The 24,449-nt window shown below is 73.5% G+C and carries 21 protein-coding genes, 2 tRNA genes, 1 other RNA gene and 1 pseudogene; 16 read left to right on the forward strand and 9 right to left on the reverse strand.

The features are described 5' to 3' along the window. Positions 1-257 precede the first annotated feature (257 nt). Positions 258-342 (reverse strand) — tRNA-Ser (locus tag ACIQIB_RS36165). Between the two features lie 134 nt (positions 343-476). On the opposite strand from ACIQIB_RS36165, the gene ffs reads away from it, so the two are divergent. From ffs to ACIQIB_RS36220, 11 genes are all read left to right on the forward strand, one after another. After that, an RNA gene (gene ffs, locus ACIQIB_RS36170) (signal recognition particle sRNA small type) lies at positions 477-567 on the forward strand. A 65-nt stretch (positions 568-632) separates the two neighbouring features. Next, positions 633-2,810 (forward strand): DNA polymerase III subunit gamma and tau, encoded by a 2,178-nt coding sequence (locus ACIQIB_RS36175; protein ID WP_400763279.1) that lies wholly within the window; start codon positions 633-635, stop codon positions 2,808-2,810. Between the two features lie 121 nt (positions 2,811-2,931). Beyond that, on the forward strand, positions 2,932-3,273 hold the full coding sequence (locus ACIQIB_RS36180; protein ID WP_363604036.1) for a YbaB/EbfC family nucleoid-associated protein: 342 nt from the start codon (positions 2,932-2,934) through the stop codon (positions 3,271-3,273). Between the two features lie 283 nt (positions 3,274-3,556). Continuing rightward, positions 3,557-4,156, forward strand: a complete 600-nt coding sequence (recR, locus tag ACIQIB_RS36185) for a recombination mediator RecR (protein ID WP_363604037.1) — start codon at positions 3,557-3,559, stop codon at positions 4,154-4,156. Continuing rightward, the gene (locus ACIQIB_RS36190; protein ID WP_363604038.1) at positions 4,149-4,892 is read left to right on the forward strand and encodes a DUF5063 domain-containing protein; all 744 of its coding nucleotides are present in this window, start codon (positions 4,149-4,151) and stop codon (positions 4,890-4,892) included. The genes recR and ACIQIB_RS36190 overlap by 8 nt, the downstream gene beginning before the upstream one ends. A 414-nt stretch (positions 4,893-5,306) precedes the next feature. Next, positions 5,307-6,587 carry an aspartate kinase gene (locus ACIQIB_RS36195; protein ID WP_363604040.1) on the forward strand — a complete coding sequence of 427 codons (1,281 nt, stop codon included), beginning with the start codon at positions 5,307-5,309 and terminating at the stop codon, positions 6,585-6,587. Next, positions 6,584-7,636, forward strand: a complete 1,053-nt coding sequence (locus ACIQIB_RS36200; RefSeq protein ID WP_400763282.1) for an aspartate-semialdehyde dehydrogenase — start codon at positions 6,584-6,586, stop codon at positions 7,634-7,636. Before ACIQIB_RS36195 ends, ACIQIB_RS36200 begins: the two co-directional genes overlap by 4 nt. A 235-nt stretch (positions 7,637-7,871) precedes the next feature. Continuing rightward, positions 7,872-8,417: a SigE family RNA polymerase sigma factor gene (locus tag ACIQIB_RS36205; protein WP_363604200.1), complete on the forward strand. Its 546-nt coding sequence runs from the start codon at positions 7,872-7,874 to the stop codon at positions 8,415-8,417. Beyond that, positions 8,410-9,855, forward strand: a complete 1,446-nt coding sequence (locus tag ACIQIB_RS36210; protein WP_400763284.1) for a hypothetical protein — start codon at positions 8,410-8,412, stop codon at positions 9,853-9,855. The genes ACIQIB_RS36205 and ACIQIB_RS36210 overlap by 8 nt, the downstream gene beginning before the upstream one ends. Before the next feature lie 253 nt (positions 9,856-10,108). Beyond that, positions 10,109-10,900 carry an SURF1 family protein gene (locus ACIQIB_RS36215; RefSeq protein WP_363604044.1) on the forward strand — a complete coding sequence of 264 codons (792 nt, stop codon included), beginning with the start codon at positions 10,109-10,111 and terminating at the stop codon, positions 10,898-10,900. 255 nt (positions 10,901-11,155) lie between these two features. Next, positions 11,156-11,404: a hypothetical protein gene (locus tag ACIQIB_RS36220; protein WP_400763287.1), complete on the forward strand. Its 249-nt coding sequence runs from the start codon at positions 11,156-11,158 to the stop codon at positions 11,402-11,404. Between the two features lie 64 nt (positions 11,405-11,468). On the opposite strand, the gene ACIQIB_RS36225 is transcribed toward ACIQIB_RS36220, so the two are convergent. From ACIQIB_RS36225 to ACIQIB_RS36235, 3 genes are all read right to left on the reverse strand, one after another. Then, entirely contained in the window at positions 11,469-13,370 is a 1,902-nt protein-coding gene (locus ACIQIB_RS36225) for a S9 family peptidase (RefSeq protein WP_400763290.1), read from the reverse strand. Positions 13,371-13,483: 113 nt separating this feature from the next. Further along, a complete protein-coding gene (locus ACIQIB_RS36230; RefSeq protein WP_363604049.1) occupies positions 13,484-14,896 on the reverse strand; it encodes an MFS transporter in 1,413 nt (470 codons plus the stop codon). 127 nt (positions 14,897-15,023) lie between these two features. Next, positions 15,024-15,401, reverse strand: coding sequence for a nuclear transport factor 2 family protein (locus tag ACIQIB_RS36235; RefSeq protein ID WP_363604051.1), 378 nt, complete (start codon positions 15,399-15,401; stop codon positions 15,024-15,026). A 216-nt stretch (positions 15,402-15,617) separates the two neighbouring features. On the opposite strand from ACIQIB_RS36235, the gene ACIQIB_RS36240 reads away from it, so the two are divergent. After that, positions 15,618-18,362: an AAA family ATPase gene (locus ACIQIB_RS36240; protein WP_400763292.1), complete on the forward strand. Its 2,745-nt coding sequence runs from the start codon at positions 15,618-15,620 to the stop codon at positions 18,360-18,362. Positions 18,363-18,461: 99 nt separating this feature from the next. Here the strand turns inward: ACIQIB_RS36240 and ACIQIB_RS36245 are convergent. Together ACIQIB_RS36245 and ACIQIB_RS36250 are read right to left on the reverse strand one after the other, a co-directional pair. After that, positions 18,462-18,548: pseudogene (locus ACIQIB_RS36245) on the reverse strand (DNA-binding response regulator); the annotation flags it as partial. A 188-nt stretch (positions 18,549-18,736) separates the two neighbouring features. Continuing rightward, positions 18,737-19,831, reverse strand: coding sequence for a hypothetical protein (locus ACIQIB_RS36250; RefSeq protein WP_400653417.1), 1,095 nt, complete (start codon positions 19,829-19,831; stop codon positions 18,737-18,739). A 411-nt stretch (positions 19,832-20,242) separates the two neighbouring features. On the opposite strand from ACIQIB_RS36250, the gene ACIQIB_RS36255 reads away from it, so the two are divergent. From ACIQIB_RS36255 to ACIQIB_RS36265, 3 genes are all read left to right on the forward strand, one after another. Next, positions 20,243-20,734 carry a DUF5994 family protein gene (locus tag ACIQIB_RS36255; RefSeq protein ID WP_363604056.1) on the forward strand — a complete coding sequence of 164 codons (492 nt, stop codon included), beginning with the start codon at positions 20,243-20,245 and terminating at the stop codon, positions 20,732-20,734. A 68-nt stretch (positions 20,735-20,802) separates the two neighbouring features. Continuing rightward, complete coding sequence (locus ACIQIB_RS36260; protein ID WP_363604058.1) at positions 20,803-21,048, forward strand: hypothetical protein; 246 nt, start codon at positions 20,803-20,805, stop codon at positions 21,046-21,048. Between the two features lie 87 nt (positions 21,049-21,135). Next, entirely contained in the window at positions 21,136-21,387 is a 252-nt protein-coding gene (locus ACIQIB_RS36265) for a hypothetical protein (RefSeq protein WP_363604059.1), read from the forward strand. Between the two features lie 34 nt (positions 21,388-21,421). Here the strand turns inward: ACIQIB_RS36265 and ACIQIB_RS36270 are convergent, their stop codons facing one another. From ACIQIB_RS36270 to ACIQIB_RS36280, 3 genes are all read right to left on the reverse strand, one after another. Next, positions 21,422-22,000, reverse strand: coding sequence for a DUF5994 family protein (locus ACIQIB_RS36270; RefSeq protein ID WP_400763295.1), 579 nt, complete (start codon positions 21,998-22,000; stop codon positions 21,422-21,424). 448 nt (positions 22,001-22,448) lie between these two features. Beyond that, positions 22,449-22,522, reverse strand: a tRNA-Pro gene (locus ACIQIB_RS36275). A 100-nt stretch (positions 22,523-22,622) separates the two neighbouring features. Next, a complete protein-coding gene (locus tag ACIQIB_RS36280) occupies positions 22,623-23,564 on the reverse strand; it encodes a metallophosphoesterase (RefSeq protein ID WP_363604062.1) in 942 nt (313 codons plus the stop codon). A gap of 276 nt (positions 23,565-23,840) precedes the next feature. On the opposite strand from ACIQIB_RS36280, the gene ACIQIB_RS36285 reads away from it, so the two are divergent. Next, positions 23,841-24,293, forward strand: a complete 453-nt coding sequence (locus ACIQIB_RS36285) for a GatB/YqeY domain-containing protein (protein WP_363604063.1) — start codon at positions 23,841-23,843, stop codon at positions 24,291-24,293. Positions 24,294-24,449: the final 156 nt, after the last annotated feature.

Genomic DNA, 24,449 nt, shown 5'->3' on the forward strand with positions numbered 1-24,449 from the left:
CTTGCCGCACCTGACAATTTCCCGGTCACATCGAACAGCCACCATGGCCCTGATCGTGAAGCTGGTGGAGTTGGCCAGCGGTAGCGACGGCGAGGGCGTACCAGGGGTCTGCTGGACTCGCCGTGGCTACGCCGTCGTGGCGCCGGGGCCGGTCAGATGGATCCAGCTGGCGACTGAGACCAAAATTGAGACCACGAGACGACGAAGGGCCCGACCGCAGTGCGGTCGGGCCCTTCGTTTGCCCTGGCGGGCGGAGGCGGAGGATACGAGATTCGAACTCGTGAGGGGTTGCCCCCAACACGCTTTCCAAGCGTGCGCCCTAGGCCTCTAGGCGAATCCTCCGTGGGAGAGCTTAGTACATGTTCAGGGGTGGTTGCGACCACGCATGTGGAGGGTGAGCGGGGGGTGGTGCCTGCGGATCGGTGAAGGGGGTGGGTGGTGGAGGTGGGGGGTCGGGATCCGGTACTGTGGGTGTCAGCCCCTCGTGTGGCGTTATCTCTCTGAACCCCCCCAGGGCCGGAAGGCAGCAAGGGTAGGAGGGCTCTGGCGGGTGCGCGGGGGGTCTTTGCGTTCCCGGGGCCGGGAGGCGAGGGGCGACGCGTTTGTCGGTCCGTCCCGATATCGTCGGGGGTGTGTCCCTAGCCCTGTACCGCCGCTATCGCCCCGAGACCTTTGCGGAGGTCATCGGTCAGGAGCACGTGACCGCTCCGCTCCAGCAGGCCCTGCGTAACAACAGGGTCAACCACGCCTATCTGTTCAGCGGCCCGCGCGGCTGCGGCAAGACGACGAGTGCGCGCATCCTGGCCCGCTGTCTGAACTGCGAGCAGGGGCCGACGCCGACGCCGTGCGGTGAGTGCCAGTCCTGCCGGGACCTGGCGACGGGTGGGCCCGGATCGATCGACGTGATCGAGATCGACGCGGCCTCGCACGGTGGTGTGGACGACGCCCGTGAGCTGCGGGAGCGGGCGTTCTTCGCGCCGGTGCACAGCCGGTACAAGATCTTCATTCTGGACGAGGCGCACATGGTGACCTCGGCCGGCTTCAACGCGCTGCTGAAGGTGGTGGAGGAGCCGCCGGAGCACCTCAAGTTCATCTTCGCGACCACGGAGCCGGAGAAGGTGATCGGGACGATCCGCTCCCGGACGCACCACTATCCGTTCCGGCTGGTGCCGCCCGGCACGCTGCGTGACTACCTGGCGGAGGTCTGCGGCCGGGAGGGCATCCAGGTCGAGGACACCGTCTTTCCGCTGGTGGTCCGGGCCGGGGCCGGGTCGGTGCGTGACTCGATGTCGGTGATGGACCAGCTGCTCGCGGGTGCCGACGAGGCCGGGGTGACGTACCCGATGGCCACCGCGCTGCTCGGCTACACGGACTCGGCGCTGCTGGACGAGGTGGTGGACGCCTTCGCCGCGCAGGACGGGGCGACGGTGTTCCAGGTCATCGACCGGGTGGTCGAGGGCGGGCACGATCCGCGCAGGTTCGTCACGGACCTGCTGGAGCGGCTCCGGGACCTGGTGATCCTGGCCACCGTGCCGGACGCCGGGGAGAAGGGGTTGATCGACGCCCCGGCGGACCGGGTCGCGATCATGCAGGCGCAGGCGGACGCGTTCGGCGCCGCCGAACTGAGCCGGGCGGCGGACATCGTCAACACCGGGCTGACCGAGATGAGGGGGAACGCGGCGCCCCGGCTCCAGCTGGAGCTGATCTGCGCCCGTGTGATGCTGCCGGGTGCGTACAGCGACGAGCTGTCGCTGCAGGCGCGGCTGGACAAGCTGGAGCGGCGGGCGGCGGCCGGGGGATTCGCGGCAGCGGCGCCGGCAGTGGGCATGACGGGAGGCCCGGGTGCGGTGGCCGCGCCCGTGGCGGCAGCGGCTCCGATGGCAGCGGCTCCCGCGGTGGAGGCGCCGCCGGTTGTGGCGGCCCCCGCGCCCGTGGTTCCGCCGGTGCCGCAGGCCCCGCCCGCGCAGCCGGCCCCGGCCCCGGCCGCGCCCGCGCCGGGTGCCTGGCCGATTCCGCGCAGCTTCCCGCCGGCGGGCGGCGCCCCGGCGGCCGCTCCGGCGCCCGTACCCACGCCCGCCCAGACGCCCCAGCCGCAGGCAGCCCCGGCTCCGGCCGTGGCCGCCGTTCCGGCTTCCGCCCCCGGCGGGCAGCCTTCCGCGGCCGCCCAGCAGGGTGCCGGGCAGGTCCGGCAGCTCTGGCCGCAGATTCTGGAGGCGGTGAAGAACCGCCGTCGCTTCACCTGGATCCTGCTCAGCCAGAACGGCCAGGTGGCCGGGTTCGACGGCAGCGTGCTCCAGGTGTCCTTCATCAACGCGGGCGCCCGGGACAGCTTCGTCAGCAGCAACAGCGACGACGTGCTGCGGCAGGCGCTGACCGACGCGCTGGGTGTGGACTGGCGGATCGAGTGCATCGTCGACCCGTCCGGTGGGGTCGGCGGAGCCGGTGGCGCCGCCGCGGGCGGCCTCGCCGGTGGTACCGGTGGCGGTGGCGGTGGTGGCTGGGGTGCCCCGCAGGCGGCGCGTCCCGCCGCGCCCGCGCCCCAGATGCAGGCCCCCGCCATGCAGACCCCCGCTCCGGCACCCGTGTCGGCCCCCGCGCCCACGCCGGTCCCGGCCGCTCCGGCGCCCACGCCCGTACAGCCGCCGCCGGCCATGGCCCCCTCGCGGCCGGTGCGGTCGGTGGCGCCGGAGGACGACATCCCGGAGGAGGACGACCCGGACCTCAACGAGGAGGCGTTCTCGGGCCAGGAGCTGATCATCCGCGAGCTGGGTGCGACCGTCCTGGAGGAGATCCACCACACCGGGAACTGACCACCACACCGCCCACCGCGCCACCGACGGGCGGCCGTACGCGGTCGGCCCGGGCAGCACGTAGGCTCGGTTCGACGACGCGAGCGAGACAACGCGAACACAGAACGCAAGGGAGTGAGCCGTGTTCCCCGGTGGTGGTCAGCCCAACATGCAGCAGCTGCTGAAGCAGGCGCAGAAGATGCAGGAGGAACTCGCCCGGGCCCAGCAGGAGCTGGCCGAGGCGAAGGTGAACGGTACGGCGGGCGGTGGCCTGGTCGAGGCCACCGTGACGGGCGCCGGTGAGCTGGTCGCGCTGACCATCGCCCCGGCCGCCGTCGACCCGGAGGACACCGAGACGCTGGCCGACCTGATCCTCGCGGCCGTCCGGGACGCGAACCAGACGGCGCAGAAGATGCAGTCCGAGCGGATGGGCCCGCTGACCCAGGGCCTGGGCGGGGGAAGCATCCCCGGGCTGCCGTTCTGACCTGCCGACCGGAGAGAACCCGCAGGGTCTGAGAAGGTCCGCAGAGCCCCGCAGGGCCCACACAGGGCCCCACAGAGCCCCGCAGCAGCCTCACCGAGGCCTGCGGGGCTCGAAGTAGCGTGAAGTAGCGCTCCGAAGTTCTGAAGTTCAGACAACGGACCTGTGTGATTTATGCGGGAGTCGGGCGTCGGCCGGTGTGTCCGGCGCCCGATTCGTTGGATGATGGCACCGGAGCACCACCAACCAGGAGCACCACCATCCACACCTGAGGGAAGGCGCGACGTTGTACGAGGGCGTGGTTCAGGACCTGATCGACGAACTGGGCAGGCTGCCCGGCGTCGGGCCCAAGAGCGCGCAGCGGATCGCCTTCCACATCCTGCAGGCCGACCCGACCGACGTCCGCCGGCTGGCGCACGCGCTGCTGGAGGTCAAGGACAAGGTCCGGTTCTGCGTGGTCTGCGGCAATGTCGCGGAGGCCGAGCAGTGCCGGGTCTGTCTGGACCCGCGCCGCGACCTCGCGGTGATCTGCGTGGTCGAGGAGTCCAAGGACGTCGTCGCGATCGAACGCACCCGGGAGTTCCGCGGCCGCTACCACGTGCTGGGCGGCGCGATCAGCCCGATCGAGGGCGTCGGTCCGGACGATCTGCGGATCCGCGAGCTGCTGTCACGCCTCGCGGACGGCACGGTCACCGAGCTGATCCTGGCCACCGACCCCAACCTGGAGGGGGAGGCGACCGCCACCTATCTGGCCCGGCTCTGCAAACCGATGGGCCTGAAGGTGACCCGGCTGGCGAGCGGTCTGCCCGTCGGCGGGGATCTGGAGTACGCGGACGAAGTCACCCTCGGCCGCGCCTTCGAAGGGAGACGACTGCTCGATGTCTGACCGGACGATCAACCCGCAGCCCCACGCGCCCCACCAGCAGTCCCACGGGCAGCAGCACCAGAACGGGCAGCACCACGCCGCGGAGCAGCAGCACACTCCGCACATCCACGCGCACGGCTCGGAGCCGGACGACCTCGCGGTGCAGATCGCGGACTCGGTGGAGAGCTTCGTGCTCGCCGTCACCGAGGTGGCCAAGGGCGACGAGCCCGGCAGCGCGGTCTCGCTGCTCCTCCTGGAGGTCTCGCAGCTGCTGCTGGCCGGCGGCCGGCTCGGCGCGATCGAGGACGTCGTCCCGGAGGACCGGTTCGAGCCCGATGCCGGGCCGGAGCCGGACGGTGAGCAGCTGCGCGAGCGGCTGGCCGACCTGCTCGCGCCGATCGACGTCTACCACGAGGTCTTCGACCCGTACGGGCCGCCGGAGAAGCCGAACGCCTTCCGGATCTCGGACGACCTGGCCGGCGTGGTCAGCGAGCTCCAGCACGGGCTGACCCACTACCGCGAGGGCCGGGTCAGCGAGGCGCTCTGGTGGTGGCAGTTCTCGTACCTCTCCAACTGGGGCACGACCTGCTCGGCGGTGCTCCGGGCGCTGCAGTCGCTGATCGCGCACGTCCGGCTGGACAGTCCGATCGGGGCGGTGCCGGACGGTGCGGACACCGACGACGACGGGCTGACCGACGAGCAGCTGGAACAGCAGGCCGGCGATCTGATGGCGGCCGAACTGGGGCTCGGGCGGTAGACGGCGCAGGTCCGGACGGCGCGAGCCCGGAGAGTGCGGGCCCCGGAGAAAACAGGCCCGGAGAAAACAGCCCCGGACAAAGCGGTGGAAGCCCGGCCGAAACGCCCGGGACCCCGGACGGGGCGACGGAAACGCGGATTGTGACGCAAGCCTCACGGTTCCCGGCCCCCGGCGAAAACCGGGGGCCACCGCCCATTCGCCCGCCGATTCTTCGGGGCCGCGCCGGATCCCCCGCAGACCTGCCGGTCGGACCGTCCCGCACGGCACCCACCTGCTGAAACATACATCTCACCATATGGAAAGCGCCGGTCGCGGCACCCCTGCTCGGTAGACTGGCGCGGACCGCACAACCCCCTCCCCCCGGGGGTGCGGGGGCCCAGAGCCCCCGGAAACGACACAAGTCGAGGAGCGCACGTGGGCCTTGTCGTGCAGAAGTACGGCGGCTCATCCGTTGCGGATGCCGAGGGCATCAAGCGCGTGGCCCGTCGAATCGTCGATACCAAGAAGGCCGGCCATGAGGTCGTCGTCGTGGTGTCCGCGATGGGCGACACGACGGACGAGCTCATCGAACTCGCGGAGCAGGTGTCACCTCTCCCCGCCGGCCGCGAGTTCGACATGCTGCTGACCGCTGGAGAGCGCATCTCCATGGCCCTGCTGGCCATGGCGATCAAATCCCTGGGGCACGAGGCCCAGTCCTTCACGGGCAGCCAGGCCGGTGTCATCACCGACTCCGTCCACAACAAGGCGCGCATCATCGACGTGACGCCGGGCCGCATCCGCACCGCCCTGGACGAGGGCAACATCGCGATCGTGGCCGGTTTCCAGGGTGTCTCGCAGTCGAGCAAGGACATCACCACGCTCGGCCGCGGCGGCTCGGACACCACCGCCGTCGCTCTCGCCGCGGCCCTCAGGGCCGAGGTCTGCGAGATCTACACCGACGTGGACGGCGTGTTCACCGCCGACCCGCGCGTGGTGAAGAAGGCCCGCAAGATCGACTGGATCGCGTACGAGGACATGCTGGAGCTGGCGTCGTCCGGTTCCAAGGTGCTGCTCGACCGCTGCGTGGAGTACGCGCGCCGCTACAACATCCCGATTCACGTACGCTCGTCCTTCTCGGGCCTTCCCGGGACGATCGTCAGCAACGACAACCCGAACCAGCCCGAAGGGGGCGAGATGGAGCAGGCCATCATCTCCGGAGTCGCCCACGACACTTCGGAGGCCAAGGTCACCGTCGTCGGCGTGCCGGACAAGCCGGGCGAGGCGGCGCGCATCTTCCGCGCCATCGCGGACGCCGAGGTCAACATCGACATGGTGGTGCAGAACGTCTCCGCCGCGTCGACCGGGCTGACCGACATCTCCTTCACCCTGCCGAAGGCCGAGGGCCAGAAGGCCATCGACGCGCTGGGCCGGGTCAAGGAGGGCATCGGCTACGAGTCGCTGCGCTACGACGACGCGATCGGCAAGATCTCCCTGGTCGGCGCCGGTATGCGCTCCAACCCGGGCGTCACCGCGACCTTCTTCGAGGCGCTCTCCGAGGCCGGCGTCAACATCGAGCTGATCTCCACCTCGGAGATCCGCATCTCGGTGGTCACCCGGGCCGACGACGTCAACGAGGCCGTGCGCGCCGTCCACAGCGCCTTCGGGCTGGACAGCGACTCGGACGAGGCGGTCGTCTACGGAGGCACCGGGCGATGACCCGGCGGCCGAACCTCGCCGTCGTCGGCGCCACCGGCGCGGTCGGCGAGGTGCTGCTCGGCCTGCTCTCCCTCCGCCACGACATCTGGGGCGAGATCCGTCTCGTCGCCTCCCCGCGCTCGGCCGGCCGCAAGCTGACCGTGCGCGGGGAGCCCGTCGAGGTGCTGGCGCTGACGGAGGAGGTCTTCGACGGGATCGACGTCGCGCTGTTCGACGTCCCCGACGAGGTCTCCGCCCAGTGGGCGCCCATCGCGGCCGCCAAGGGCGTCGTGGTGGTGGACAACTCCGGCGCGTTCCGGATGGACGAGGACGTCCCGCTGGTCGTCCCCGAGGTGAACGCGGCCGCGCTGCGGATCCGTCCGCGCGGCATCGTCGCCAGCCCCAACTGCACCACGCTCGCGATGATCGCGGCGATCGGCGCGCTGCACGCCGAGTACGGGCTCAGCGCCCTGATGGTCGCCACCTACCAGGCGGCCTCCGGCGAGGGCCGGACCGGCGTGGACACCTTGCGCGAGCAGGTCGCGCTGGTCGCGGGCACCGAGGTCGGCGAGCAGACCGGCGACCTGCGCGCGGTGATCGCCGACCACGGGCCGTTCGCGGCGCCGCTGGCGCTCAACGCGGTGCCGTGGGTGGGTTCGCTGATGGACGGCGGCTGGTCGTCCGACGAACTGAAGGTCCGCAACGAGTCGCGCAAGATCCTCGGCCTGCCGGCCCTGCGGGTCTCGGCGACCTGCGTCCGCATCCCGGTGGTCCGCACCCATGCGCTGGTCGTGCACGCGGTCTTCGAACGCGAGGTCACCCAGGAGCACGCACAGGAGATCCTCCGGGACGCCCCCGGCGTGGTGCTGTACGACGACCCGGCGGCGGGGGAGTACCCCACGCCGAACGATGTCGTCGGGACGGACCCGGTCTGGGTCGGACGGGTGCGGCGGGCGCTGGACGACCCGGCGGCACTGGACCTCTTCCTCTGCGGCGACAACCTGCGCAAGGGCGCGGCGCTCAACGCCGTCCAGATCGCCGAACTGGTCGTGGGCGAGCTGTCCGGCTGAGGGGCCGACAGACCCTGCTCCGCATTCCTGCCCGGAATCCCCCTCGGATCCCCTGGAGGGGGATTCGGCCATGCGCGAGAATGTCTCGCGGGCTGGGCAACCATGACAGGGGATCGAGTGTCCAACGGGCGTGGCGAACGTGATGGTGGGGGCAGGGGCGGGCATCTCGACGACGGTCGCGGTGACGTTCTCGCCGCGCGCCCAGTGGCCTGCGGATAGGCCGGAAGACAGCCAGATGACGGCGGTCGCACCCGGCGCGGCGGATTCCGGCGCGGACACCGACGCGGGTACCAGCGAGGACCTGCTCACCGAGACCTATCAGGCCCACTACCGCTCGCTGTTGCGGTTGGCCGCGCTGCTTCTTGACGACCTCTCGACCTGCGAGGACGTGGTGCAGGAGGCGTTCATCCGGGTGCACTCGGCCCGGCGGAGAGTGCGCGAGCCCGAGAAGACGCTCGCCTATCTGCGGCAGACCGTGGTGAACCTGTCCCGCTCCACGCTGCGTCGCCGCATCCTCGGTCTGCGGCTGCTGCCAAAGCCCATGCCTGACATGGCCAGTGCAGAAGAAGGCGCCTACGATGCGCTGGAGCGCGATCAGTTGAAGGCCGCGCTGCGGGGTCTGCAACGCCGTCAGCGGGAGGTTCTGGTGCTGCGTTACTTCGTGGACATGACGGAGGCGCAGGTCGCGGAGACCCTGGGCATCTCGCTCGGCTCGGTGAAGGCGTACGGCTCGCGTGGACTCGCCGCGCTGCGGGTCCAGATGGAGGCCGGGAATGGCTGAGGACCGGACCGACGCCCACGGCCCGGGCGGCGTACCGGGCGGCAGCGGCGCACGAGACGGCAACGGCGCACCGGGCGGGAGCGGCGCACGCGGTTCGGGCGGCGCACGGAGCACGCGGGACACCCGGGCCGCGCAGGACGCGCCGGCCGCATGGGACGTACGGGCCACGCGGGCCGCACGGGACACCGGCGAGCAGGACCGCGACCTGGACGGGCTGAACGCCGAGGAACTGCTGGTCCGTTCGCTGATGCAGCGGGCGGTGGCCGAGGTCCAGCCCGACCCGGCCGGCCTGCCCCGGATCCGCCGTGCGGTGCCCCGCCGCCGGGCCGCCCGCCGGGGGGCCCTGACCGGGGCCGCCGCGTTGGTGGCCGCGGTGGCCATCGTGCTGCCCGCCCTGCGCTCCGGCGAGCGCCTCGACCTCTCCAGCGGCCCCGGCTCGCCCAGTGCCCACAGCGGTGCGGCCCCGGCGTCCGCGGGCGCCACGGCCGGCGCCGACTCCGCCGGGCCGGGCCGGCTGCCGCACCCCGACGCCGACGGGCCCGGCGACCAGGGCCGGCCGTCCGGATCCGCCACCGTCCCGCCCAGTCCCGGCGCGAGCAAGGCCGGAGCGGGGGCCGGAGCGTCCAGCCCGGCCCCGGCGCCCAGCACCGGCGACCCGCTGGTCCCGCTCTGCACCAGGGCGGATCTCGGCCGCGGGACCTCGACGGTCGGCGCGGCCGACGGCGGAGGGAAGATCTACGGGCACTTCACGGTGTTCAACACCTCCGCGCGCAGCTGCCGGCTCGGCGGTCCGGGCTCGGTGGCGGTCACCGCCGCATCCGGGACGGACCAGAGCCGGATCCGGGTGGCCGACCACATGGCGGGCGACCCGGCGACCGGGCTGCCCACCCCGGACGCGGCCGCGGGGACGGGCGCCGCGAACGGGTCCGCCGCGAACGGGGGCGGCCAGGGCCTGGTGCTCGCACCGCAGGCCGGGTACCGGGTGGACTTCGGCTGGGTGCCGGACACCGGCTGCCCGGTGCCGGGCGGGGCATCGCCCAGCGCGCCCGCCGCCCCGGGCGGCTCGGGCACCTCGGGCACGGGCACCTCGGGCACGGGCTCGGGTACCTCGGGCTCGGGCACCTTGGCGGGGTCGCAGCCCGACGGATTGGGCGGTACCGGCGGCGCCCCTGAGGTCGGCGCCTCGGGGGCACCGAGCGTGCCTCCCCCGGTGTCCGCCTCGCCGACGGCCGGGCCGACCTCGGCCCCCAGCCCCACGGCCACCGCCACCACCGCCCCGCCGCCCGCCGTCACCCTCGCCCACACCCCGGCCCCGGGCGGCCCGGTCGCCGCCGCGGCCGTCCTTCCGGGCGCCTGCGCGGGCACGGTCTACCGGACGGCGCCCCAGGCCCTGCCGGCGCCGAGCGCACAGCCGAGCGCCTCGCCGTCGGCGAGGTGAGGCCGGGGTGAGGCCGGAGTGAGGCGGGGCTGAACCCGCGCCGGTCCTGCGCCGGGCCAGGCGGGTGCGGGCCGGACGGTGCGGGCCGGACGGTGCGGGCCGGACGGTGCCCGAGGAGTCGGCCCGGCCGACTTTCCACTCCCGTCGGCGGACGCCCCGGTGGACGCCCCGGCAGCGGTTCCCGATGTTCGGGAGGCGCGGCGCGGCACCCCTGTGGTCGGGAGAGGTGTGAGGAGTGGTTACCGTGGGGGGTGTGTACCGGTTCCTCCTGACCCCGCGCTGGCTGAGTGGCACCGCGCTGGCCGTGACGGCCGTGGCGGTGTGTCTCTGGCTCGGCTCCTGGCAGCTCGGGCGGTTCGAGGACAAGGTCTCCTCGCACAAGGAGATCAGCCGGGCGGTCGACGACGCCGGCGTGGCCAAGCCGCTGGACGAACTGCTGGACGCCGCCCGGCCGCAGGTCACCACCGACACCGTCGGCCGAGCCGTCACGGTGACCGGCACCTTTGACGAGGAGCACCAACTCCTGGTGCCCAACCGGGTGGTGGACGGCAAGCAGGGCTATTACGTGCTCACCCCGCTGCGCACCGGCGACGGCCGGGCCGTCGCCGTCGTACGGGGCTGGGCACCGGGCACGCCCGCCGAGGGCGCGTCCGCCGCCGCCGTACCGCCCGTCGGCGAGGTGACGGTGACCGGGCGCCTGCAGGCCGGGGAGAGCAGCGGCAGCGGTGGCGCGGTGGCGGGCGGTCTCCCGTCCGGCCAGCTCGGCACGATCAACCGGGCCGCGCTCGTCAACGTGCTGTCCTACGACGGCTGGTACGACGGCTGGGTGTCCGCGGACGCCGTGCCGGCCGGGCTGAGCACGGTGCCGACGGTGCAGCCGCAGGGCGGCAACGGGCTCACCCTGCGCGCGTTCCAGAACCTGGGCTACACCCTGGAGTGGTTCGTCTTCGGCGGCTTCGTGGTCTTCATGTGGTTCCGCCTGGTGCGCCGCGAGGCCGAGGCCGAGCAGGACCGGGCCCTCGGGCTGGACCCGGTCCTGGAGTAGCGCCGCCCGCCCCGGCTCAACTCAGCTCGGCGGCTCGGCTCGGCTCAGCGGGACGGCTTCGCGGGTGGTGCGACCGGCCTGGACGGCGCGCCCGGCAGGGACGGCGCCGGGACCGGTGACTGCGACGGCGGCGTCAGGGCCGGCGACGGTGACTGGGTCGGTGGTGCCTGCTGGCCGCACCGGCTGCCGCTGCCGCCGCCGTGGTTGTCGTCCGAGTCGTAGTGGTCGGTGTGGTGGCGCGTGGTGCGCCCGCCCTTGGACCCCTTGGACCCCTTCGAGCCGGAGGAGGACCCCTTCGACCCGGACGAGCCCTTGGCGAGCAGCACCGTCCCACCGTCCTCCCCGGCCGCGACCTCCGTCGTACGGAAGGCCGCCCGCACGACCGTGCCCCCCTTCTCCGCCACGGCCGCGGCCGTCGCCGCCGCAGTCGCCCGAGCCGAGGCCGAAGCCGTCGACTGCGGAGCGGCGGGCGGCGGACAGTCCGCCGAACTGCTGCTGTCCTGACCCGAGCAGCCGGTGAGCACGAGCGCCCCGGCCACCCCCACCCCCATGAGCGTCAGCAGACGTCTCACCCGTTCCCCCCGTCGGCCGCCCCGGCCTGGTCCTGATCCTGGTCCTGTCCGCCTCCGGCCCCGCCGCCCGTTCCGCCGAGGTACCGTCGCACGAAGTCGATCTCCAGCCGCAGCTGCTTGATCCGCTCCTCCACCACCAGCGAGCCGTGCCCGGCGTCGTACCGGTAGACCTCGTGCGGCCTGCCCAGCCGCTCCAGCCGCTCGACGTAGTTCTCGATCTGCCGGATCGGGCAGCGCGGGTCGTTCACCCCGGCGCTGATGTAGACCGGTACCCGCACCTGCTCCACGTACGTCAGCGGCGACGAGGCCGTCCAGCGCTCGGGCACCTCCTCCGGCGTTCCGCCGAAGAGCGTGCGGTCCAGCGACTTCAGCGCCTCCATCTCGTCGTCGTACGCCGTCAGGTAGTCCGCGACGGGCACGGCGGCGACGCCGAGCGTCCAGTTCTCCGGCTGCACGCCGATGCCGAGCAGGGTGAGGTAGCCGCCCCAGGAGCCGCCGGCGAGCACCAGCCGGGCCGGGTCGGCGAGCCCGCTGTCCACCGCCCAGGCGCGGACGGCGGCGATGTCCTCCAGCTCGATCAGGCCGACCCGCTCGCGCAGCGCGTCCGTCCAGGCCTGGCCGTAGCCGGTGGAGCCGCGGTAGTTGACCCGGACCACCGCGAAGCCGTGGTCCAGCCAGGCGGCCGGGCCGGCGGCGAAGGAGTCGCTGTCGTGGTGGGTCGGCCCGCCGTGGATGTCGAAGACGGTCGGGAACGGGCCCGTGCCGGCCGGTCGCTGCACCAGGGCGTGCACCCGCCCGCCCGGTCCGTCCACCCAGACGTCCTCGACCGGCACCGAGCCGGGCGGCACCGCGCCGGGCGCCCGCAGCACCACCGTTCCGGCGGTGGAGCGGACGGCGGACGGCTCGGCGGCGGACGACCAGAGGAACTCCACGGTGCCGTCGGGGCGGGCGGTCGCGCCGCCGACCGTGCCGCGCGGGGTGTCCAGACGGGTCAGCACCCCGTCGGTGAGGTCGTACGAGAACAGCTCGCTGCGCGCCTCGTACTCGTGCTCGACCAGCAGCGCCCGCGCGCCGGGGCGCCACTGCGCCGAGACGTCGCCGGGCAGCTCGCGCCCGTGCTCGTCGCGCAGCGGCAGCGCGGTCTCGGCGCCGGTCGCGACGTCCCAGATCATCGGCTCCCAGCGGCCGGTGCGCTGGTGGGCGACCAGCAGCCGGGTGTCGCCGTCCACCGGCGCGAAGCCGAGGCAGGCGACCCCGCGCGGGTCCTCACGGCCGGTGACCTCGTCCAGCTCGGCGACGGTCGCACCGTCGGAGAGCCGCACGACCCGGATCGCCGCGTGCATGGCGTCGCCGTGCTCGGTGTGGTCGATGGCGAGCAGGGAGCTGTCGTAGCTGAGGTCGCCGACGCCGCCGTACTCCTCGTGCCGGTAGATCTCGACCGCCTCGGCCGCGCCCGGGCGGCGCAGGTGCAGCGTGGTGCCCTGCTCGTCGGTGGAGCGGCCGACCACGACCGTGCCGTCCCGGCCGAGCGCCAGGCCCGCCGAGTACGAAGGGGCGAGGCCCGGCACGGCCTCCTCGTCGGGGCCGTCCTCGCCGCCCGGACGCCCGGCGAAGGGCTGGCGGCGCCAGATGCCGAACTCGTCGCCGTCGTGGTCGTCGAACCACCACACCCAGGCTCCGTCGGGGGACAGTTCGGCGTCGGTGGTGCCGTTCGGCCGGTCGGTGACCCGGCGGTGGGTGTCGGTCGCGCGGTCCCAGGCGTAGACCTCGTAGGTACCGGTCGCGTTGGACACGTACAGTGCCCGCTCGGGGGCGTCCTCGGCCCAGTCCGGCAGTGAGACGCGTGCTGCCCTGAACCGCTGCTCCCACGCCGGTACGGCGCTCTTCTCCTCGCTCATCCGTCCATCCAACCCGATCGGGGGCAGTGAACGGAACGGGCGGGTGGGCCCGACCGGTGCCCGGCCGGGCCCGACCGCGCTCCCCGAGGACCGTGCGCTCCCCGGGCGGCGGGTCAGCCCGCCCGGCGGGGCAGCAGCTGCACCAGGCCCACCAGCAGCAGCTCCAGCACCGCCAGCGCCCCCACGCTCCGGCCGAAAGCCGCGACCGGGTCCCCGGTGCCGTAGTAGACGATGCCGATCAGCGCGATCCCGAGCGCCCCGGCGACCTGCTGGACGGTCGACAGCACCCCGGCCGCCGAACCGGCCAGCCGCGGCTCGACCCCGGCCAGGACGACGGAGGTGACCGGGGCGATCACCAGACCCATCCCGAGGCCGTCCACGAACAGGCCGGGCGCCAGCCACCAGACGCTGCCGGTCGTCCCGCCGCCGTACGCGGCGAGGCCCAGCAGGCCCAGCCCGGCGGTCATCAGCAGCCCGCCGAGCGCGACCGCCTGGCGGCCGAGGCGGGCGGCGAAGCGGTGCGCGGTGGTGGAGGTGAGCAGGTAGCCGACCCCGATCGCGGTGAACACCAGACCGGCCCCGAGCGCGTCCAGACCGCGGCCCAGCTGCAGGTGCAGGGCGAGCACCAGGAAGAACGACGCCTGCCCGAGCCAGAAGGCGAGCTGGGCGAGCAGACCGGCACCGAAGGACCTGGTCCGGAAGAGCCGGGTGTCGACCAGCGGCGAGCCGGTGCCACGGGACCGGTGCTGGTGCGCGGCGAAGGCGGCCAGCAGCGCGGCCGCGCCGCCCAGGCAGAGCCAGGTCCACCGCGGCCAGCCCTCCTCGCGGCCCTGGATCAGGGGCAGCACCAGAGCGGTCAGCGCGACGGTGATCAGCAGCACGCCCACCGGGTCCAGGCCGGGCCGGTGCGGGGAGCGCGACTCCGGCAGACAGCGGCGGACCAGCGCGAGGGCGGTGAGGCCGACCGGCAGGTTGATCAGGAAGCAGCTGCGCCAGTCCAGGCCGAAGAGGTCCGCCCGGATCAGCGCGCCGCCGATCAGCTGGCCGAACACCGCACCGAGGCCCATGGTCAGCCCGTACCTCGCGAACGCCCGGGCCTGCGCCGCGCCACTGAACGCCGTCCGCAGGATCGCCAGCACCTGCGGGCCCATCAACGCGGCCGCCAGGCCCTGGACCACCCGGGCGCCGACCAGGGCGGAGGCCGTCGGGGCCAGGCCGCAGCCCGCCGAGGCGAGCGTGAACAGGGCCAGGCCGAGGGCGAACACCCGGCGCCGTCCGTAGCGGTCGCCGAGCCGCCCCGCGGTGACCAGGCCGGCCGCGAGCGCCAGGCCGAAGCCGGCGACGACCCACTGGACAGCGGCCGGTCCGGCTCCGAGATCGGCCTGGACGGACGGTATGGCGACGTTGACCACGAAGGCGTCGAGGGCGGTCATGAAGGTGGCGGTCAGGACCACCGGCAGCAGGCCCCTGGGGGAGGGGGCCGGGTTGTCCCCGGTGACCGGCCGGGTGCGCAGGGCGGTGCTCATCTCGGTTTCTCCTCACTCGGTTTCTCCTCGGGGGAGTCGGGCGCCGGTCGCGGGCGGGGCGTTTTGTCTTTGGGGCCCGTGGCGCGGGGGCGGACCAGGCGTGTCCGCCCCCGCCGTCCGCGATGGCTCAGGCGCCCGGCACGCGGTCCAGGAAGCCGTGCACCGAGGCGATCCGGCCGTCCGGCCCGGCGACCAGCACGTCGAAGCCGATCACCAGGGCCTCCGCCCCGGCCGGTCCGAGGTTCCAGGTGAACCGGGCGATGTTGTGGTGGGCGTCGACCGGTCCGAGGGTGAACTCCAGGCCGGGGAACTGCTCCTGGGCCGCGCCGATCAGGGCGTCGACGCCGTCCCGGCCGGTGACCGCCGCCAGCGGGTCGGTGTAGCTGCCGTCCTCCGCCCACAGCTCGTCGATCAGCTTGCGGCGGGTGGCCGGGTCGGTCTCGTTCCAGGTGGCGACGTAGCGCCCGGCAAGCTGCTGGAGGTCGGCCGGCTGGATGTCGTTCATGGTCATCTCCCTTGTCCTGCGGGGTGGTTCGGCGGGCCTTCCCCGCTGCTCGGTCCCGCTGGTCATGACGGTACGGAGATCGCGGGGCGGCCGAATCCGTCACGCATAGGTAGCGGCGTACGTACCTGGCCGGGCCTGCCGGTGCGCTGTCGGCGGGCGGGTGGGCGAGCAGACCGGCCAGGGGCGGGCCGGCGGCCGGATCGGTAGGGTCGGGGGATGGGGACGCTGTACGGCAGGGAGCGGGAGCAGACCGCCGTGGACGGGCTGCTCGACGGGGCGCGGGGCGGCCGCAGCGGGGTGCTGGTGCTGCGGGGCGAGCCGGGCATCGGCAAGACCGCGCTGCTGGACCACGCGGTCGCGGCGGCGGGTGACGCGTTCCGGGTGATCCGGGCCACCGGCGTCGAGTGCGAGGCCGAACTCCCCTTCGCCGGGCTCAGTCTGCTGCTTGCGGCCGGCCTGGACCGGCTCCCCGCTCTGCCGGGACCGCAACGCCGGTCACTGGAGGCCGCGTTCGGGCTCAGCGAGGCCGCCACCGTGCCCGCCGACCGGCTGCTCACCGGCCTTGCCACCCTTGGCCTGCTGGCCGAACTCTCCTCCGAACAGCCGCTGTTGTGCGTGGTGGACGACGCACAGTGGCTGGACCGGGCATCCCTCGACGCGCTGCTGCTCGCCGCCCGTCGGCTCCAGGCGGAAGGAGTCGTCCTGCTGCTGGCCGCCCGGGACGTTGGCCCGCCGGGCGGCCCCGGTGAGGCGTTCCCGGTTGCCGGTCTGCCCGAGCTCCGGCTGTCCGGCCTCGACGAGCCGGACGCGGCCCGACTCCTCGCCTCCCGCGCCGGGCCGGAACTCCCCGGCGAGGTCCGGCGACGGCTGCTCGCCGAGGCCGCCGGCAACCCGCTGGCCCTCACCGAACTCCCCATCGCCCTTTGCGAGTCCGCCACCGCGACCGGTGCCCCCGGCGTCCTGCCGCTCACCAGTCGCCTGCAGATCGCCTTCCACGGCCAGGTCACCGGCCTGCCGCCGGCCACCCAGAACCTGCTGCTGGTCGCCGCCGCCGAGGAGAACGGCGACCTGGACGTCATTCTCCCGGCCGCCGCCGTCCTCGGGGCGACCGCCGAACACCTCGCGCCCGCCGAGGAGTCGGGCCTGGTCACCACCACCGCCGACCGCCGACTGGCCTTCCGGCACCCGTTGCTGCGCGCCGCAATCCTCCAACGGGCGCCACTCCAGCAGCGACTGACGGTTCATCGGGCGATCGGTGAGGCGCTGGAGGACGGCGACCGCCGCACCTGGCACCTCGCCCTCGCCGCCACCGCCCCCGACGCCGACCTCGCCGACGCGCTGGAACGCACCGCCGTACGGGCCGAGGCCCGGGGCGGCCACGGTGGCGCCGCCGCCGCGTACGAGCGCGCCGCCCGACTCACCCCCGACCGCGACGGCGCCACCCGCCGCCTGGTGCTCGCCGCCGAAGCCGCCACCGAGGAGGGCAAGCTGGCACAGGCCGAGGCGCTCGCCGACCGGGCCGGAGCCCGGACCGACAACCCCTTCGCCCACGCCCTGCTCGACCAGGTCCGGGCCACCGCGCACTTCTGGCGCGGCTCCTACCCCACCGCCTACCGGCTGCTGCTGGACGCCGCCGGTACCGACATCGAGGCGCCGCACGCGGCCCGCATGCTCCTCCAGGCCTTTCACACCGCCTGGTACGTCGGCGAGGAGCCGGTGGCCGTCGTCCTCGACCGGCTGGCCCGGCTCCCGCTCGCCGAGGGCGACCCGCTCACCCCGCTGGCCCGCCATCTGCCGGCCGCCGTCCTTCCCGCCCTGGGCCACCCCGCGCCGCCGCTGCCCGCCGCCAGGGACACCGCGGCCGTGGCCCGCCGGGCCGGTGCCGAGACCCCGAGCGACCTCGTGCAGCTCTGCGGCGTGACCCTCGTCCTCGGCCGGGACGCCGAGACCATCGAACTCGCGGGCGAACTCATCGCCGAGGCCAGGGCCAAGGGCACCATCGGGGTGCTGCCCACCCTCCAGTTCTTCCTCGCCGAGGCGGAGCTCTTCCACGGCCGCCACCGTGACGCCGAGGTGACCGCCACCGAGGCGCTGGCCCTCGCCCGGGACACCGGCCAGCACCAGTGGGTCAGCCAGCTCAGCGCCCTGCTCGGCTTCCTGGCCGCACTCGGCGGCGCCGCCGAGGAGTGCGCCGCCCGCACCGCCACCGCCCTCACCACCGCACCGCGGTCCGCCGCCCCCGCCCCCGGCGAGCCCTGGGCCCAGTGGGCGCTCGCCGTTCTCGACCTCGGCCAGGGCCGGGCCGCCGGCGCCGCCGACCGCCTCCAAGCCCTCACCACCGGCCGCTACCGGCACCATGTCAGCGCCACCCGCGCCGTCCCCGACCTGGTCGAGGCCGCCGTCCGCCTCGGTACCCCCGAGCGTGCCGCGGAGCCGTACGAGCGCTTCGCCCGCTGGGCCGGCGCCGCCGCCCAGCCCTGGGCCGAGGCGCTACGGCTGCGCTGCCAGGCCCTGCTCAGCCCGGACGAACTCGCCGAAGCCGCCTATCGCGCCGCCCTCCGCCTCCACGACGGCACCCACCGCCCCTTCGAACAGGCCCGCACCGCCCTCCTCTACGGCGAGTGGCTGCGCCGCGAACGCCGCCGCACCGACGCCCGCCCCTACCTGCGGGCCGCCCTGGAGACCTTCGAGCGCCTCGCCGCCCGCCCCTGGGCCGACCGCGCCCGCACCGAACTCACCGCCACCGGCACCACCGCGCCCACCCCGCCGACCGACGGCTCCCCTCTCACCACCCTCACCCCGCAGGAACTCCAGATCGTCCGGCTCGCCGCCCAGGGCCTCACCAACCGGGACATCGCCGCCCAGCTCTTCCTCAGCCCCCGCACGGTCGGCCACCACCTCTACAAGGCCTACCCCAAGCTCGGCATCACCTCCCGCGCCGACCTCCCGGCCCTGCTCTGAACGCCGCCGGCCATCCGTCGGCCTGCGGCTCCATGGAGTTCATGAGCCGGCTCTCCCAGGCCCAGGCGGCGATCTCCACCCGGTTGCGGACCCCGAGCCACCGGGGCCGGCCAGGGCACGGGTGACGTCGGTACCGTCCGGTCCCGGCATCCTGGTGTCCACCAGGCACACGTCCGGGCGCAGACGCCATGGCGGTCGCCCTGGCCGCCTTCGCGGTGCTCCAGGTCCGTCGTGCCCACCCTGAGCCGGCCGCACTACGTCCCGCCCGTCCGCCCCTCCGTGCCGCTCACCGCCGAACCGGTCGGCGGACTGGCGAAGATCGGCACCTACGGCGACAGCGGTGGACTGCGCGTTCCCGGCGGCCCCTCAGGGGCTCAGATCACCTTGGCCGCCTGGAGGATCTCGTGCCACTTGGAGAGCTCCCCGACCTCCGACTTCCGGTGCACCCCCTTCGGGCGCACCTTCAGGTAGCCCTTGACCAGCCGCTCGGCTGTCCGGCGGGTCAGCTCAGGCACCTCGTGGTCGTGGATGCGCTCCCATGCCGGGGCGTCAGGTGCCCGTTCATCGTCATGCAGCCGATCGATCGGCAGGTTGCGGGCAACCGCCCAGACCACGAGGTCGGGCGCGTCCTCCAGCAAGTGCCAGTGCCGGTCCGACCGGACGCGGCTCATCTCCGCGAGCACACGGTGAACGGTCCGACGGATCATGATGGCGATGCGGACGCCGGTCGCCTGCGTCTTCTGGTTGAACAGTGCCCGGAACGCCGGCGCGGACGGCTCCCACCAGATCTCCTCGCGCCCGCTCTCGTCGAGGGCGAGATGCCCCAGAGCGGGGAGGGCGTCGCAGGAGAACAGCGCGAGAGCCGTCGTCGCCTCGTCGACGGAGTACCCGGTCCGGTGGGGACCACGTCGCTCACCACGGTGCAGCCGGAAGTAGAGCCGGTCCCGGTCGAACTGCTTGACCAGCCGGCACATCACCGGCTCGCGGGTCAGCAGATCCTGCGCGGTGGTCGGGTGGTGGTAGAGGTACGCCCGGTCGTGCTCGGCCCGGGCCTGTTCACGGGCCGGTCCGGTGACGATCCGGACATCGAGCACCGCCCGGTCCAGGTGCGCCGGCGAGAGGTCCGTGGCCAGGCGGGCGACCAGCGCGATCCGCTGGTACCCGTCGATGCACTCGGGCCCGAGAAGCTGGACCGTGCCGCTGGTCCGGCTGCCGTCCGGAACCCAGAGGACGTTCTCGGCGCCGAGCACCAACCGCCCGACGACCCCGTAGTCCTCGGGCCGCTCCCGCAGCACCCGTTCCCGCTCCAGGTTCTGGGGCGAACCCGCCAGGAAGTCACGCCTGGCCGCCAACCGCTCAGCCGCGTCGAAGGCTTCGCCAAGCCCCACCAGCTGCCCGGCCGGCACCCGCGCATCCCAACGATCGGTGTCCAGCCGCTGCAGGTGCGTGGTCTGAATCTGCTGGCCCACATACGGAAGCGGCACGCTCGTCGGCCCATGATGGCCAGGAAAGGGCCGCGTTTCAGCAAAGGAGTTCATACTCCTCCCAACGGCCCCACCGCCACCCAGGTGACGGCGGCACCGGCAGCCGTCCCACCCGACCGCCCTCAGGTCGCGACAGCACCGGGCAACACGGCAGGGGAGGAGCAGCTCATCGACCGAGTCGACCGTGCCGGCGGTCGGAGGACGGTGTGCGCGCGGTCGTGTGCGCGCTCTCCCATGTCCTGAAGGAGAAACGGGGCGAGCGGCCGGCCCGGCCCGGCACGGGCGGAGTAGCGTGGGGATATCGGGACGACCCGAGCCGCCGCAACGCCGCCGCAACCGAAGGGGCGCCCCTACGTCAGCAGGCCCCGACCTGCTCCTGCGGATAGGTGGCGAGCCATGTCGGACGAATCCGGTGCTCCGCACCCGGGGCTTCTGCCGGACCGGTTCCGGCAGTCGGCGAGGCCGGGTACGGTGCTGCTGCGTCTGGAGACCACGCGGTCGCGCGAGGGGCTGCTCGACGGCGCGTGGTGGCCTCGTTCGCGTGACATCGGCGCCGAGTTGCCCGGTCTGGTCGCCGCGCTCACCGAGCATCTGGGGCCCGTCGCGAGCGTTGGTCTGGACGCGGAGGCGTGGGACGACGTCCCGGCCCGTTTGGTCGTCGACGGCCGGTCGGTGCGGATCGACCGGTATCCGGTGGGTGACGACACGGTGATCATCACGCGGGGCGACCGCGATCATTTCAGTCTGCTCGTCGTCCCCCCGCAGGCGAGCCAGGAAGCGGCTCTTGCCGCGATGACGCGAGCGGTCCAGGCCGACGGTACCGACTCGGCCCGACAGATCCTCATCGCCACCGGCATCGGCGCCGAGCCTCCGGCCGAAGCGACCTGAGGGGGACGGTCTCCACCGCGGACTCCTTGAACGCGGACTCCTCGAAGACAGAAAGGCGAGGCGGCGAAATGTCCGTCTACGTGAAACTCTCGACCGACGCCCGGTCGCCATCGGAGCCGTCGAAGGGGCCGCTGGACATGCAGTACCAGGACACTGCCGACGGCTTGACGTACGAGTACGACCTGCACCCGAGCGGGGCACTGCGGATCCTGCGCGTCTTCGAGGACACTCCGCACGCGGTCGAAGCCTGTTTCAGCGCCTCGGCGTGGCTCCAGGTCGCGGGCACCTACTTGCGAAGCGGCTCCGAGTACTAACCGGCACCGGACGTTCACCGGTCGCCGTCGCCCGGTCCGGCCCTTACGGTCTGTCCTGGGGCAGGTTCGTTGTCACAGGAGGCCAGGATGCCGCGCTACCGGTGGGTTCTCGAGACCCAGGACGACGACGGCCGCTGGTCCCGGCACGACGACGCCCCCCTGCCGGACCCGCTGGAGTACGACGGACCGCCCCAGCGGGCGGCCAACCACCTGCGGGACGTGCTCGTCCGCACCCTCTCCCGGCCCGCTCCCGGCCCCCGGGCGATCAGGATCCGCCTCTGGGACGGGCCCGACCCCACCGGCGAGCCCCAGGCCGAAACCGAGTGGTCACGCGAGTGACGCGCCAGGCCCCGACCGGACGAGGGTCCGCGGGCTACGCCGGTACCGGCCAGGAAGCGGCCCTGCTCCGGGCGACGGCCGCGCGCCTTCCCGCCTCGCCGGGGCCGTCGCCCGGCGCGGCGGCCGACGGCAGGAAGTCGGGGCGGAACTCCTGCCCTGCCGCACCGCTGTCCGCCTCGGCGGCGAGCAGCTCACTCGCGGTCCGGGTGTTGGCGGGAGCGGTCGCCTCGGACATCAGCCGGGCGGCAACGACGGCATCCGTCGCCGGCGGGACGACCAGCAGGTTCAGCCGACGAGGAGCGTAGGAGTAGACCGCGATCGTGTGCTCGTCCTGCTCGGTGGTGAACCAGCCCGCATGGACGGTGTGCCCCGTGACCGGGATGCGCCGGGGGATGACGGGCCACTGCGCGGGATTCACGGTGATCCGGGTGATCCGGCCCCACCGCCCGTCGATTTCGGCTGCCAGGGAGGGGAGTTCGAGAAGAAGATCACGCGAGCGGGGCCACCAGGCTCCGTCCAGGCGTCCGGCCCGCGCGCCGTCGGGCGCAAGGGAGAGCCGCACGGCGGGTTCCAGGGCAGCGGGCGTCGTTGCACGATTGAGGGTCGCAGTCATGATCAAGGACCTGTCCCCGGACCCGCCCGGGGCCGGATCCGGCATTGCCACTCGCCGGAGACGACGCCAGTGTCCGGTGCCGGCATGCGAAGTGCCTTCGGTGATGTCCAGGCTACTCTCGGTCCGGCCCGGTCCTGGCATGGTCGCGATAACCACTTTGCTGCGGAGCGCCGCGCCGGCGGGCGTCCCGTCGATCACGGGCGCCGCGATCGGCCCCCGGAGCCGCAGACGGACCGTCAGCCACTCGGGCGCCTTCGCGCAGACAGGGATGGTCGGACCTCCGCCCGGCCTCCGCCCGATCGACCCCCTGTCAGGTCGGCTGCTCCGCAGGGCGGCCGGGCCGACAGCGGGTGAAGGCCGCCAGCAGCCACAGCAGTTGCTGTACTTGCGTGCCGGCACATGCGTCAGAGGCCCTGTCGGATCTCTCCGATAGGGCCTCTGACCTGGGTCGGGGTGGCGGGATTTGAACCCACGGCCTCTTCGTCCCGAACGAAGCGCGCTACCAAGCTGCGCCACACCCCGGTCCTGCGTTTTGTTGCTCTGTCTCCTTCGCAACGAGTAGAACTCTACCGGACGCTCGCCGAGAGACGAAATCCGATTCCCGGCGGGCGTCCGTCGCAGGTCAGCGGGGTGGGGTGAGGGTGAGGAGGGTGGCCTCGGGCGGGCAGGCGAAGCGGACGGGGGTGTAGCGGTTGGTGCCGCAGCCGGCGGAGACGTGCAGGTAGGAGCGGCGGCCGCCGGCCTGGTGGGTGGAGAGGCCCTTGACCCGCTTGGCGTCGATGTCGCAGTTGGTGACCAGCGCGCCGTAGAAGGGGACGCAGAGCTGGCCGCCGTGGGTGTGGCCGGCCAGGATCAGCGGGTAGCGGTCGGCGGTGAAGGCGTCCAGGACGCGCAGGTAGGGGGCGTGCACGACGGCGAGCGAGAGGTCGGCGTCGGCGGACGGGCCTCCGCTGACCTCGCTGTAGCGGTCGCGGCGGATGTGCGGGTCGTCCAGGCCGGTGAACTCGATGTCGAGGCCGCCGAGGTTCAGCCGGCCCCGGGTGTTGGTGAGGTCGAGCCAGCCGGCGGAGTCGAAGCCGTCCCGCAGCTTCTCCCAGGGGTTGTGCACGGCGCCGGTGATGCCGCGGCGCGCGCTGCCGTCCGGGTTGTTCATGCCGTGGGCGCCGCTGCGCATCGCCTGGAGGTAGCGGGCCGGGTTCTTGCGGGCCGGGCCGTAGTAGTCGTTCGAGCCGAAGACGTAGACGCCGGGGAACTCCATCAGCGGCCCGAGCGCGTCCAGGGTGGCGGGGACGGCGAGCGGGTCGGAGAGGTTGTCGCCGGTGTTCACCACCAGGTCGGGGCGGAGCCCGGCGAGGCTCTGCAGCCAGCGCTGCTTCTTGCCCTGTCCGCTGACCATGTGGATGTCGGAGACCTGCAGTACCCGGATGGGCCGGGCGCCCCGGGGCAGGACGGGGACCTCGACCCGGCGGAGCCGGAAGGAACGGACCTCGTACCCGGCGGAGTAGGCGAGGCAGGCGGCGCCGGTGGCGGCGATTCCGAGGGGAACGGAGTACAGCGGTCGCATCGCTCCATGCTCTCAGACGGCGGATCAGCTGGTGAACGTCCGGTGGGTGCGCGGGGACACGGGACACTGCTCCAAGCGGCCCCTCCGGACGGCTCGGCGGGGGCGACGCGGGGCGGGCGCGCCCGGCCGGGGTCGGTGAGCCGGTCCGGGCGTCCGCTCGCCAGTCATGTCACCACCGACCGGGAGGCGGGGGAGCCCGGCAGAATCCGTCGTGTGCCGGTGGGCCCGGGCGTTAATGCTGGGCGGTCGAACGTCGCAGGTGGGAGACTCGGGGCCATGACCACGCTGAAGGCGCAGCTGCAGGATGACCTCACGGCTGCCATCAAGGACCGGGACGAGCTGCGCTCGTCCACCATCCGGCTCACGCTTTCCGCTGTCACCAGCGAGGAGGTGGCGGGCAAGGCGAAGCGGGAGCTCTCCGACGACGAGGTGCTGAAGGTGCTCGCCCGCGAGGCGAAGAAGCGCCGGGAGGCCGCCGAGGCGTTCGACAAGGCGGGCCGGGTCGACTCGGCCGCCCGTGAGCGGGCCGAGGGCGAGGTGCTGGCGGGCTACCTGCCCAAGCAGCTCTCCGACGAGGAGCTGACGGCGATCGTGGCCGCCGCCGTCGCCGAGAGCGGGGCGACCGGGCCGCAGGGCATGGGCGCCGTGATGAAGCTGGTGAAGCCGAAGGTGGACGGGCTCGCCGAGGGTGGCCGGGTGGCCGCCGCGGTGAAGGCCGCGCTCAGCTGAGGGCGGGGCGGGAGGGCTGGACTTTCCCGGCCGGGCCCGACCGGTCCCCGACCGTTTTCGTTCAGAAGCCGTTGTCTTTCCGATAGTGACGGGTGCGTTTCCTCTGGTCAGGCATAGTGCCGGTGCCTCGGTGGCAGGGACGGGGTGTCATGTCGT

It is taken from the genome of Kitasatospora sp. NPDC092286, assembly GCF_044755565.1.
In the GTDB taxonomy this organism is placed as follows: Bacteria; Actinomycetota; Actinomycetes; order Streptomycetales; family Streptomycetaceae; genus Kitasatospora.

Bases quoted from the DNA above. Each gene is read 5' to 3' on its own strand.
- ACIQIB_RS36255 (WP_363604056.1), top strand. From the start codon at position 20,243: ATGTCGGACGAATCCGGTGCTCCGCACCCGGGGCTTCTGCCGGACCGG.
- ACIQIB_RS36280 (WP_363604062.1), bottom strand. From the start codon at position 23,564: ATGCGACCGCTGTACTCCGTTCCCCTCGGAATCGCCGCCACCGGCGCC.
- ACIQIB_RS36205 (WP_363604200.1), top strand. From the start codon at position 7,872: ATGACGGCGGTCGCACCCGGCGCGGCGGATTCCGGCGCGGACACCGAC.
- ACIQIB_RS36265 (WP_363604059.1), top strand. From the start codon at position 21,136: ATGCCGCGCTACCGGTGGGTTCTCGAGACCCAGGACGACGACGGCCGC.
- ACIQIB_RS36210 (WP_400763284.1), top strand. From the start codon at position 8,410: ATGGCTGAGGACCGGACCGACGCCCACGGCCCGGGCGGCGTACCGGGC.
- ACIQIB_RS36200 (WP_400763282.1), top strand. From the start codon at position 6,584: ATGACCCGGCGGCCGAACCTCGCCGTCGTCGGCGCCACCGGCGCGGTC.
- ACIQIB_RS36270 (WP_400763295.1), bottom strand. From the start codon at position 22,000: ATGACTGCGACCCTCAATCGTGCAACGACGCCCGCTGCCCTGGAACCC.
- ACIQIB_RS36235 (WP_363604051.1), bottom strand. From the start codon at position 15,401: ATGAACGACATCCAGCCGGCCGACCTCCAGCAGCTTGCCGGGCGCTAC.
- ACIQIB_RS36285 (WP_363604063.1), top strand. From the start codon at position 23,841: ATGACCACGCTGAAGGCGCAGCTGCAGGATGACCTCACGGCTGCCATC.
- ACIQIB_RS36260 (WP_363604058.1), top strand. From the start codon at position 20,803: ATGTCCGTCTACGTGAAACTCTCGACCGACGCCCGGTCGCCATCGGAG.
- ACIQIB_RS36240 (WP_400763292.1), top strand. From the start codon at position 15,618: ATGGGGACGCTGTACGGCAGGGAGCGGGAGCAGACCGCCGTGGACGGG.
- ACIQIB_RS36225 (WP_400763290.1), bottom strand. From the start codon at position 13,370: ATGAGCGAGGAGAAGAGCGCCGTACCGGCGTGGGAGCAGCGGTTCAGG.
- ACIQIB_RS36230 (WP_363604049.1), bottom strand. From the start codon at position 14,896: ATGAGCACCGCCCTGCGCACCCGGCCGGTCACCGGGGACAACCCGGCC.
- ACIQIB_RS36190 (WP_363604038.1), top strand. From the start codon at position 4,149: ATGTCTGACCGGACGATCAACCCGCAGCCCCACGCGCCCCACCAGCAG.